Here is a 9,839-nt window from a genome sequence, read left to right on the forward strand (position 1 = left end):
GGTCCCGCGGCCTCCCCTGCGGAGGGCCACGGGACCCGTACGGGACCACGGTGCGCGGGCGTCCGTCCGACCCGGCCGACTCAGGGGCGCGCGCCCCGGCACGTACCGGGGTCTCCGGGCGTCCGGGGTGTCAGCTGACGGAGACCTCGGGCTCGCCTGAGGCGATGCCGTCCTTCTCCATCTGCTCGGCCATCTTCATGGCCTCGTCGATCAGCGTCTCCACGATCTTGGACTCGGGCACCGTCTTGATGACCTCGCCCTTGACGAAGATCTGGCCCTTGCCGTTGCCGGAGGCGACGCCGAGGTCGGCCTCGCGGGCCTCGCCCGGGCCGTTGACGACGCAGCCCATGACGGCGACGCGCAGCGGCACCTCCATGCCTTCGAGGCCGGCGGTGACCTGGTCGGCGAGCTTGTACACGTCGACCTGGGCGCGTCCGCAGGAGGGGCAGGACACGATCTCCAGGCGGCGCTGGCGCAGGCCGAGCGACTCCAGGATCTGCTGGCCGACCTTGACCTCCTCGACCGGCGGCGCGGAGAGGGAGACCCGGATGGTGTCGCCGATGCCCTCGCTGAGCAGGGCGCCGAACGCGACGGCCGACTTGATGGTGCCCTGGAAGGCGGGGCCGGCCTCCGTCACCCCGAGGTGCAGCGGGTAGTCGCACTTCTGCGCGAGCAGCCGGTAGGCGTTGACCATGACGACGGGGTCGTTGTGCTTGACGGAGATCTTGATGTCGCGGAAGTCGTGCTCCTCGAAGAGGGACGCCTCCCACAGCGCCGACTCGACGAGCGCCTCGGGCGTCGCCTTGCCGTACTTCTCCAGCAGCCGCTTGTCGAGGGAGCCGGCGTTGACACCGATGCGGATCGGCGTGCCGGTGTCCTTCGCCGCCTTGGCGATCTCCCGGACCTTGTCGTCGAACTGCTTGATGTTGCCCGGGTTGACCCGGACCGCGGCGCAGCCGGCGTCGATCGCGGCGAACACGTACTTGGGCTGGAAGTGGATGTCGGCGATGACCGGGATCTGCGACTTCTTCGCGATGGCGGAGAGCGCGTCCGCGTCGTCCTGGGTCGGGCACGCGACGCGGACGATCTGGCAGCCGGACGCCGTGAGCTCCGCGATCTGCTGGAGCGTGGCCCCGATGTCCGAGGTGCGTGTCGTGGTCATCGACTGGACGGACACCGGCGCGTCACCGCCGACCGCCACCGAACCGACATGGATCTGACGGCTGACCCTGCGGTCGGCGAGCTTGGTGGGAACGGACGGCATTCCGAGAGAAATCGCAGTCATCTGCTGTGCAACCCCAAGTGTGGACCTGGTCCCGAGATCGGCGGGCTCCAGCACCTGAGATTACGCCACCGCGCGTCGGCGGGTGACACCACCGGGGAGTGTCCACCCGTACGACGGCGGCCGGACACCGGGATGTCCGGCCGCCGTCGCGGGGCGGAAACCGGCCGGGCGGCCGGGCGGGGCGCCTCAGGTGATCTTGACGGGGTTGACCACGTCCGCGATCAGGACGAGCGCCGTGAAGCAGACGAAGAGGCCGGCCACCACGTACGCCACCGGCATGAGCTTGGCGACGTCGAACGGGCCGGGGTCCGGGCGGGAGAAGACGCGGGCGACGTTGCGCCGCAGCGCCTCCCACAGGGCGCCCGCGATGTGGCCGCCGTCCAGCGGGAGCAGCGGGACCATGTTGAAGAGGAACAGCGACAGGTTGAACCCGGCCAGCAGGAACAGCATCATCGCGATCTGGCTCTCCGCCGGCACGTGCAGCGTCATCACCTCGCCGCCGATGCGGGCGGCGCCGACGACACCGACCGGCGAGTCCGCGTCGCGCTGCTTGCCCTCGAAGGCGGCGCCCCACAGGCCGGGGATCTTGCCCGGCAGGTCCACCAGCCGGTCCACGCTGTCACCGATCATGCCGCCCATCCGGTCGACGGACTGGCCGAACGTGAGCGGGACGATCTTCGTCTGGGCGGCGAAGCCGAGGTAGCCGGCCGCCTGGTACTTGCCGGGGACGACGTCCCCGTTGGAGTCCTTCTGGGCCACTATGTTCTTCAGCAGATTCGCGTGCAGCACCTGCTGGTGGCCGTCGCGGCGGATCGTGAGCGTGGCGGGGCCGATGGTCTGGCGGATCTTGTTGGAGAGCGTGTTCCAGTCGTCGACCTTCTGGCCGTTGAAGGCGACGATCTTGTCGCCCTTGCGCAGCCCGGCCGCCGTGGCCGGCGAGACCGGGTCGCCCGGCCGGCAGGTCTGGCGCTTGTCGCTCTGCGACAGGACGCACTTCTGGACGCCGCCGACCTCGGTGGTCTGGGTCTGGAAGCCGTAGCTCATCGCGACGCCGAAGAAGATCACCGCGGCGAGGACGAGGTTCATGAACGGGCCCGCGAACATGACGATCACGCGCTTCCACGGCTTGCGCGTGTAGAAGAGGCGGTCCTCGTCGCCGTCCTCCATCTCCTCGAACGCGGCGGAGCGCGCGTCCTCGATCATGCTGCGCCAGGGCGAGGTGGAGCGGGACTCGATCCGTCCGTCGGGCCCGGGCGGGAACATCCCGATCATGCGGATGTAGCCGCCCATGGGGATGGCCTTGAAGCCGTACTCGGTGTCGCCCCGCTTGCGCGAGAAGATCGTCGGGCCGAAGCCGACCATGTACTGCGGCACGCGGATGCCGAACATCTTGGCGGTCGACAGGTGCCCGAACTCGTGGAACGCGATGGAGAACAGCAGGCCGAAGGCGAAGATCACAATGCCGATGACCGTCAGAAGAATCGTCATGCGCGCGCCTCCGCGGTGGCCTTCCTGGCGAGTTCCGTGGCCCGGGCGCGTGCCCAGGTCTCTGCTTCGAGGACGTCCGGGAGGGTGAGCCGGGTTCCCCCGGCGGGGTTTCCGTGCTCGCCGACGACTTCGGTGACGGTGTCCATGATGCCGTTGAACGGCAGCCGGCCGGACAGGAACGCGTCGACGCACTCCTCGTTCGCGGCGTTGAAGACCGCGGGGGCCGTACCGCCGAGCGCCCCCACGTGCCGGGCCAGGCCCACGGAGGGGAACGCCTCCGTGTCGAGCGGGAAGAACTCCCACGCCGAGGCCTTCGTCCAGTCGAAGGCGGGCGCCGCGTCCGGCACCCGCTGCGGCCAGCCGAGGCCGATCGCGATGGGGCCGCGCATGTCGGGCGGGGTGGCCTGGGCGAGCGTCGAGCCGTCCGTGAACTCCACCATGGAGTGAACGTACGACTGCGGGTGGACGACGACCTCGATGCGCTCGAAGGGGATGTCGTACAGCAGGTGCGCCTCGATCACTTCGAGGCCCTTGTTGACGAGCGTCGCGGAGTTGACCGTGATCACCGGGCCCATGGCCCAGGTGGGGTGGGCGAGCGCGTCCTTCGGCGTGACGTCGGACAGCTCGGTCCGCGTACGGCCGCGGAAGGGGCCGCCGGACGCGGTCACGACGAGCTTGCGGACGTCGGCCCGGGTGCCGGCCGCGAGGGCCTGGAAGAGCGCCGCGTGCTCGGAGTCCACGGGGATGATCTGGCCGGGCTTCGCGAGCGCCTTGACCAGCGGTCCGCCGACGATGAGCGATTCCTTGTTGGCGAGCGCGAGGGTGCGGCCCGCCTCCAGCGCGGCGAGGGTCGGCGCGAGGCCGATGGACCCGGTGATGCCGTTGAGAACCGTGTGGCAGTCGGACGCGGCGAGATCGGTGGCCGCGTCCGGGCCCGCGAGAATCTCGGGCAGCGGCTCGCCCGGCCCGTACTCGGCCCGCAGTGCCTCCCTCAGCGCGGGCACGGCGTCCGCGCGCGCGACGGCGACCGTGGCGGCGCGGAGCAGTCGCGCCTGCTCCGCCAGCAGGGCGACCCGGCCGCCCGCCGCGGACAGCGCGGTGACACGGAACCGGTCGGGGTTGCGCAGGACCAGGTCGATGGCCTGGGTACCGATGGAGCCCGTGGAGCCGAGGACGACGATGTCCCGGCGGCCTTCGGCCGGATCGAAGGCGATGTGGGGGTCCGCGAGAGGGGCTGGGCTGTCGCTCATGGGACCCATTCTTGCCCCATCCGCCGCGGGCTCCGACAGCGGAGGGGCGGGCACCACCCGATCCGGGGCGTTCGCGCTGGTCCCGGGGTGCCCGGTGCATCTGGCCCCGGGGTGTTCGGTCCGTCCGGGCCCAGACTCTCGGGCAACCGGCCGCCGGCGGGCGGGATGGCGCCCGCTACCTCACGCGTGCGCCCGCGGGCCGGTCTCCTCCTAGGCCTCCGGGGGCGCGTCGGCGGCCCACGCGTCGCGCAGGGCCCCGAACGCCTCGTGGAAACCGGGGAAGGTCTTGCGCACACAGCCCGGGTCGTCGTACGTCATGCCCGGCGCGCGCAGTCCTGTGACGGCGAACGACATCACGATGCGGTGGTCGCCGCGCGTCGCGATCTCGGTGGCGCGCGGCGCCCCCGGCCGGATCTCGATCCAGTCGGGGCCCGTCCGAACGCCGATGCCGAGCGCGCGCAGGTTCTCCGCGCAGGCGTCGAGCCGGTCGCACTCCTTCACCCGCGTGTTGGCGACGTCCTCGATCCTGACGGGTCCGTCTGCGTACGGGGCGAGCGCGGCGAGGGTCGGCATGGTGTCCGAGATGTCCCGCATGTTGACGGTGAGTCCGCGCAGCCGCTCCGGGCCGCGCACCGTGATCGCGTCGTCCGTCCTGACGACGTCCGCGCCCATCCGCTCCAGCACGTCGACGAACGCGGTGTCGCCCTGGAGCGCGTGGCGGCCGAGGCCGGGGACGGTGACCTCGCGGCCCGGTGTCAGCGCGGCGGCGGCGAAGAAGTAGCTGGCGGTCGACGCGTCGGGCTCGATGTCGTAGTCCGTCGCCCGGTAGCCGCCCGGCGGGACGGTGAAGCGGCTGCCCGCGCGCTCGACCTCGACGCCGAAGCTGCGCATCATCGCGAGCGTGATCTCGACATAGGGGGCGGAGACGAGCCGCGTCACGTCGATGGTCAGCCCCTCCTCGGTGAGCGGGCCGAGCATCAGCAGCGCGGTCAGGTACTGCGACGACTCGCCCGCGTCGAGGACGAGGTGCCCGCCCTTGATGCCGTGCGCGTCGACCCGCAGGGGGTGGTGCCCCTCGCGCTCGCCGTGCGTCAGGTCGGCCCCGAGGTCGCGCAGGGCCTTCGTCAGCGGGCCGAGCGGACGGCGGCGCATCTGCGCGGAGGCGTCGAAGCGGTACGAGCCCCCGGGGGCCGCCGCGACGAGCGTGGGCAGGAACCGCGCGGTGGTCGCGCCGTCCCGGCAGTACACGTCGGCCTCGGCCACACCGGGCCCCTCGGGCCGGCCCGCGATCCGCCAGACGCGGTCCCCGTCCTCCCGTACGACTCCGTAACCGAGCCGCAGGAGCCCCTCGGCGAACCCTTCGGAGTCGTCGGAGTGCAGGGGCCGCCGCAGGACGGTCTCCCCCCGCGCCGCGGCGGCGAGGAACAGGGCGCGGGCGGTGACGGACTTGGAGCCGGGGATTTCGATGACGGTCACGGGGCCATTATTCCGTGCGCGATTCCGTGCCCGCCGAAGGGCCTGGGCGGGGCTGCCGGGCCCTTCGGCGACAGGGGTCCTGCTCGGCGGCCTACAGGGCGAGGCCCGTCAGGACCAGGACGCGCTCGTAGGTGTAGTCGTCCATCGCGTACCGCACGCCCTCGCGGCCGACGCCCGACATCTTGGCCCCGCCGTACGGCATCTGGTCGGCGCGGTACGAGGGAACGTCTCCGATGATCACGCCGCCGACCTCCAGCGCGCGGTGCGCGCGGAACGCGGCCTGCACGTCGTGCGTGAAGACGCCCGCCTGGAGCCCGTACTTCGACGCGTTGACGGCGGCGAAGGCAGCCTCCTCGCCCTCGACCCGCTGGAGGGTGAGGACCGGGCCGAAGACCTCCTCGCGGGCGAGCGTCGCACCGTCCGGCACGTCGGCGAGAACGGTGGGGGCGAACGCGGCGCCGTCCCGCTTGCCGCCGGTGAGCAGCCGCGCGCCCCCGCGTACGGCCTCCTCGGTCCAGCTCTCCACCCGCTTGGCTGCGTCCTCGCTGATCAGCGGGCCGACATCGGTGGCTTCGTCGGCCGGGTCGCCGGTGACCTGCGCCTCGACGGCGGCGACGATCTTCTCCACCAGGCGGTCGTAGACGGAGGCGTCCGCGATGACGCGCTGCACCGAGATGCAGGACTGGCCGCCCTGGTAGTTGGAGAACGCCACGATGCGGGTGGCGGCCCAGTCGAGGTCCTGCTCGGAGGCGTAGTCGCCGAGGACCACGGCCGCGCCGTTGCCGCCCAGTTCGAGCGTGCAGTGCTTGCGGGGCACCGAATCCATGATCGCGTAGCCGACCTTGTCGGAGCCCGTGAAGGAGATCACCGGCAGGCGCTCGTCCTGGACCAGGGCGGGCATCCGGTCGTTCGGCACCGGCAGGACCGACCAGGAGCCGGCGGGCAGGTCGGTCTCGGCGAGCAGCTCGCCGATCAGCAGCCCGGACAGCGGGGTCGCGGGCGCGGGCTTCAGGATGATCGGCACGCCCGCCGCGATGGCCGGAGCGATCTTGTGCGCGCAGAGGTTCAGCGGGAAGTTGAACGGCGCGATCCCGAGGACGGCGCCCTTGGGAAAGCGCCGGACCAGCGCGAGACGCCCGGTGCCGCCCGCGTCGGTGTCCAGGCGCTGGGCCTCGCCGCCGTTGAAGCGGCGCGCCTCCTCCGAGGCGAGGCGGAAGACGGACACCGCGCGGCCGACCTCGCCGCGGGCCCACTTCATGGGCTTGCCGTTCTCGTCGGAGATCAGCCGGGCGATCTCCTCCGACCGCTCACCGAGTCGCCGGGCGACCCGGTCGAGCGCGGCGGCGCGCACATGCGCGGGGGTGGCGGCGAACTCGTCGACGACGGCGTGCGCGGCGGCGACGGCCTCCTCAATCTGCGCGTCGGTCGGCACGGAAACGGTGCTGACCAGACGGCCGTCCCAGGGGGAGGTGACATCGAGCGTGGACTCGCCGGTGGCCCGGCGGCCCGCGAGCCAGAAGGCGTGGGTGGAGGTCGACATGGGAAGATCCCGGCCCTTCCGAGTAGCGAAGGTGATGGCGGTGTAGCGGAGAAGATCGCGGATTGTGGATGTGGAGGACACGAACGAACGGGCAGCGGTCGTGGCGGCGCGCGGGCCGTCGTCGGCGGGCGGCAATGAACGCCCGGGCCACACGGTAGGCCCGCGCGGGGATTCGGTCGCTTGGCCGTGGCGTAGTGGTGGCAGCGCGGCTTTCTACGCTTTGGCACTGGCGCGGCGGCTTGGCGCGTGAGGGCGTGGTGCGTGACGCCGCCGCGCAGGGCCTGACGGCCTTGCGGCGCGGGGGTGTTGCGGCGTGGGGCGTGGCCGTGTGACCGTGCGGCGACGTCGCGGGCCTGTCAGTCCGTCGGGCCGTCCGCGGGCGCCGGGCCGGTGTCCGTTGCCGGCGGAGTGGCCTTGGGCGCGGCGGTGGCCGCGGATCTGGGGGCGGGCGCCGCGGAGGCCGCGACATGCAGGGCGCCCAGGGCGTCGCGCAGGGTCTCCGGGTCGTACGGGGTGCCCGGCAGGGCGCCGCCGTCGCGGTCCGCGTCCGCGCCGGGGCCCGCACGCAGGCCGTCCAGGAACAGTGCGAGGAACCGCCGCCACGACCCCGGCCTCGCCGCCTCCGCCGCCGGGACCCCCCGGCCGAGCACGGCCAGGGCGAACAGCACGTCGGCCACGGAGACGTCCTCGCGTACGACTCCGTCGGCGCGGCAGCGCGCGAGCAGGAGGCCCAGCGTCTCGGCGTTGTGTCCGTGCAGCCGCTCCAGCGTGGGCACATGGGCCAGGCGCGTGGTCATCAGGTCGGTGACGCCCCGGTCGACCGCGAGCCCCGCGAACACGTGCTCCAGGTATCCGGTGAGACCCGCCATCGGGTCCTCGGCCGCCCGCGCGGCCTCGCCGGCCTCCATCGTGGCGGCGAGGCCGTCCTGGAAGACCGCCTCGATCAGGGCGGCCCGGTCCGGGAAGCGCCGGTAGAGCGTGGCGTTCCCGACCCCGGCCCGGCGTGCGATGACGTCGAGGGGCGCTTCGACGCCCCACTCCGCGTACACCTCGCGGGCGGCGGCCAGTACCCGTTCCCTGCTGCGCTGCGCGTCCTGTCTCACGACCGCACCGTATCGCAACCGTGGACCGCTCCCCGGTTCTGCTAACGTGTGCGAAGAGAAACGGGGAGCGCTCCCCGGATTGATCGGGGCCGCGCTGCGCCGGGCTCGCTCCTTCGCCCGGCCGTCCGCTCGCCTGTCCGCCCAGCCGTTCGGCGGGCTGCCTGTCCGCCTGACGGTCCCACTTCCGGGCAGTCCGGTTGCCGGGCAGTCCGCTTCCGAGCGGTCCAGCCATCCAGGGCCGCCCACCGTATGGAGGTGCCATGCCCGGCCAGAACCAGCCGAGGACCGAAGACCCGACAGAACTCGTGGACATGATCGAGGACCCCGCGGGCTTCGTCGCCGACCCGCACGCCCGCTACGCGCTGCTGCGCGCGGGAGGAGCCGTGCGGCACGTGCGGCTCCCGGACGGCGCCACCGCGTGGCTCGTCCTCGGCCACGACCTCGTACGCGCCGCCCTCACCGACCCCGGCCTGTGCAACGACATCCGGCACTCCGCCACCCGGCTGCACGACGGAGGCTTCGCGGTCGGCCGCAACATGCTCCAGGCCGACCCGCCCGACCACACCAGGCTGCGCCGCCTGGTGGCGCGCGAGTTCACCGGCCGCCGGGTGGAGGCGCTGCGCCCGCGCGTCGAGCGGATCACGGACGAACTGCTCGACGCGATGCTCCCTGCGGGCCACGCCGATCTCGTCGACGCGCTCGCGTTCCCGCTGCCGGTCACCGTGATCTGCGAACTGCTGGGCGTGCCCCGCGCGGACCGGGACGATTTCCGGCGCTGGTCGGCCGAGGTCGTCGCCGCGACCGACCCCGTCGCCGCGGCCACCGCCCAGCGGGACATGGCGGCGTACCTGACGGAGTTGATCGCCGCCAAGCGGGCCGCCGGGCGCGCCGGCGGAAGCGCCCACGGGAGCGCAGACGACCTGCTGACCGCGCTCGCCCGTACGCCCGCCGACGGCGAGGAGGGCCTGTCCGCCGAGGAACTCCTCGGCATGGCCTTCCTGTTGCTCGTCGCGGGCCACGAGACGACGGCCAACCTCATCTCCTCGGCGGTCCACCTCCTGCTGCGCCACCCGGACCAGCTCGCCGCGCTGCGCGCGGACGCCTCACTGCTGGAGGCGGCGGTGGAGGAGAGCCTGCGGTACGAGCCCGCCACCCTGGCCACGAACTTCCGGTACGCGGCACGGGACGTGGAACTCGGCGGCGTGACGGTCCCGGCGGGCGACACCGTGATCGTCTCCCTCGCGTCCGCGAACCGCGATCCGCTCGCGTTCCGCGCGCCGGACCGCTTCGACATCCGCCGCGACCCGGCAGAACTGCGGCGCCATGTGACCTTCGGGCACGGCATCCACCACTGCCTCGGCGCACCGCTCGCGCGCCTAGAGGCGCCCGTCGCGCTGCGGGCGCTGCTGACGCGCTGCCCGGAGCTCGCCCTGGACCCGGAGCGGGGCTCCGCGACCTGGCGGCCGAGCCTGCTGCACGGCCTCGCGACCCTGCCCGTGCGCTGGCCCACGCCCGTACGGTGAAGGTGACGGGGCGGACCGCGACCGCCGAGCGTGTCCGGACCCCGCCCGGGCGGGGTCCGGGCATGGGCCCTGGCGGGGTCCGGACGGCGTCCGGGTTCCGGACAGCGTCCTGGCGGGGTCCGGACGGCGTCCTTACGGGTCTAGGCGGACGGCGGCGGGGGCGCGGACCCGGGC

General features: G+C 73.0%; 7 protein-coding genes. 1 reads left to right on the forward strand and 6 read right to left on the reverse strand.

All coding sequences use genetic code 11. The features are described 5' to 3' along the window. Nucleotides 1-130 precede the first annotated feature (130 nt). From ispG to LCE31_RS30765, 6 genes are all read right to left on the reverse strand, one after another. On the reverse strand, nt 131-1,285 hold the full coding sequence (ispG, locus tag LCE31_RS30740; RefSeq protein ID WP_225020126.1) for a flavodoxin-dependent (E)-4-hydroxy-3-methylbut-2-enyl-diphosphate synthase: 1,155 nt from the start codon (nt 1,283-1,285) through the stop codon (nt 131-133). 186 nt (nt 1,286-1,471) lie between these two features. Continuing rightward, nucleotides 1,472-2,773: a M50 family metallopeptidase gene (locus tag LCE31_RS30745; RefSeq protein WP_225020127.1), complete on the reverse strand. Its 1,302-nt coding sequence runs from the start codon at nt 2,771-2,773 to the stop codon at nt 1,472-1,474. Next, nucleotides 2,770-4,032, reverse strand: coding sequence for a 1-deoxy-D-xylulose-5-phosphate reductoisomerase (gene dxr, locus LCE31_RS30750; protein WP_225020129.1), 1,263 nt, complete (start codon nt 4,030-4,032; stop codon nt 2,770-2,772). The genes LCE31_RS30745 and dxr overlap by 4 nt, the downstream gene beginning before the upstream one ends. A 201-nt stretch (nt 4,033-4,233) precedes the next feature. Next, nucleotides 4,234-5,499 (reverse strand): 3-phosphoshikimate 1-carboxyvinyltransferase, encoded by a 1,266-nt coding sequence (gene aroA, locus LCE31_RS30755; RefSeq protein WP_225020132.1) that lies wholly within the window; start codon nt 5,497-5,499, stop codon nt 4,234-4,236. A 91-nt stretch (nt 5,500-5,590) separates the two neighbouring features. Then, complete coding sequence (locus LCE31_RS30760) at nt 5,591-7,039, reverse strand: aldehyde dehydrogenase family protein (RefSeq protein ID WP_225020134.1); 1,449 nt, start codon at nt 7,037-7,039, stop codon at nt 5,591-5,593. A 356-nt stretch (nt 7,040-7,395) separates the two neighbouring features. Further along, the gene (locus LCE31_RS30765; RefSeq protein ID WP_308042332.1) at nt 7,396-8,142 is read right to left on the reverse strand and encodes a TetR/AcrR family transcriptional regulator; all 747 of its coding nucleotides are present in this window, start codon (nt 8,140-8,142) and stop codon (nt 7,396-7,398) included. Between the two features lie 260 nt (nt 8,143-8,402). Here LCE31_RS30765 and LCE31_RS30770 point away from each other — a divergent pair, with 260 nt between their 5' ends. Continuing rightward, entirely contained in the window at nt 8,403-9,665 is a 1,263-nt protein-coding gene (locus LCE31_RS30770; RefSeq protein WP_225020143.1) for a cytochrome P450 family protein, read from the forward strand. Nucleotides 9,666-9,839: the final 174 nt, after the last annotated feature.

Origin of the sequence: Streptomyces sp. 8L (genome assembly GCF_020176795.1) — a bacterium.
Classification (GTDB): Bacteria; Actinomycetota; Actinomycetes; order Streptomycetales; family Streptomycetaceae; genus Streptomyces.

Excerpts from the sequence above, each read along its gene's own strand:
- ispG (WP_225020126.1), bottom strand. The coding sequence starts at position 1,285 with ATGACTGCGATTTCTCTCGGAATGCCGTCCGTTCCCACCAAGCTCGCC.
- LCE31_RS30745 (WP_225020127.1), bottom strand. The coding sequence starts at position 2,773 with ATGACGATTCTTCTGACGGTCATCGGCATTGTGATCTTCGCCTTCGGC.
- dxr (WP_225020129.1), bottom strand. The coding sequence starts at position 4,032 with ATGGGTCCCATGAGCGACAGCCCAGCCCCTCTCGCGGACCCCCACATC.
- LCE31_RS30760 (WP_225020134.1), bottom strand. The coding sequence starts at position 7,039 with ATGTCGACCTCCACCCACGCCTTCTGGCTCGCGGGCCGCCGGGCCACC.
- LCE31_RS30770 (WP_225020143.1), top strand. The coding sequence starts at position 8,403 with ATGCCCGGCCAGAACCAGCCGAGGACCGAAGACCCGACAGAACTCGTG.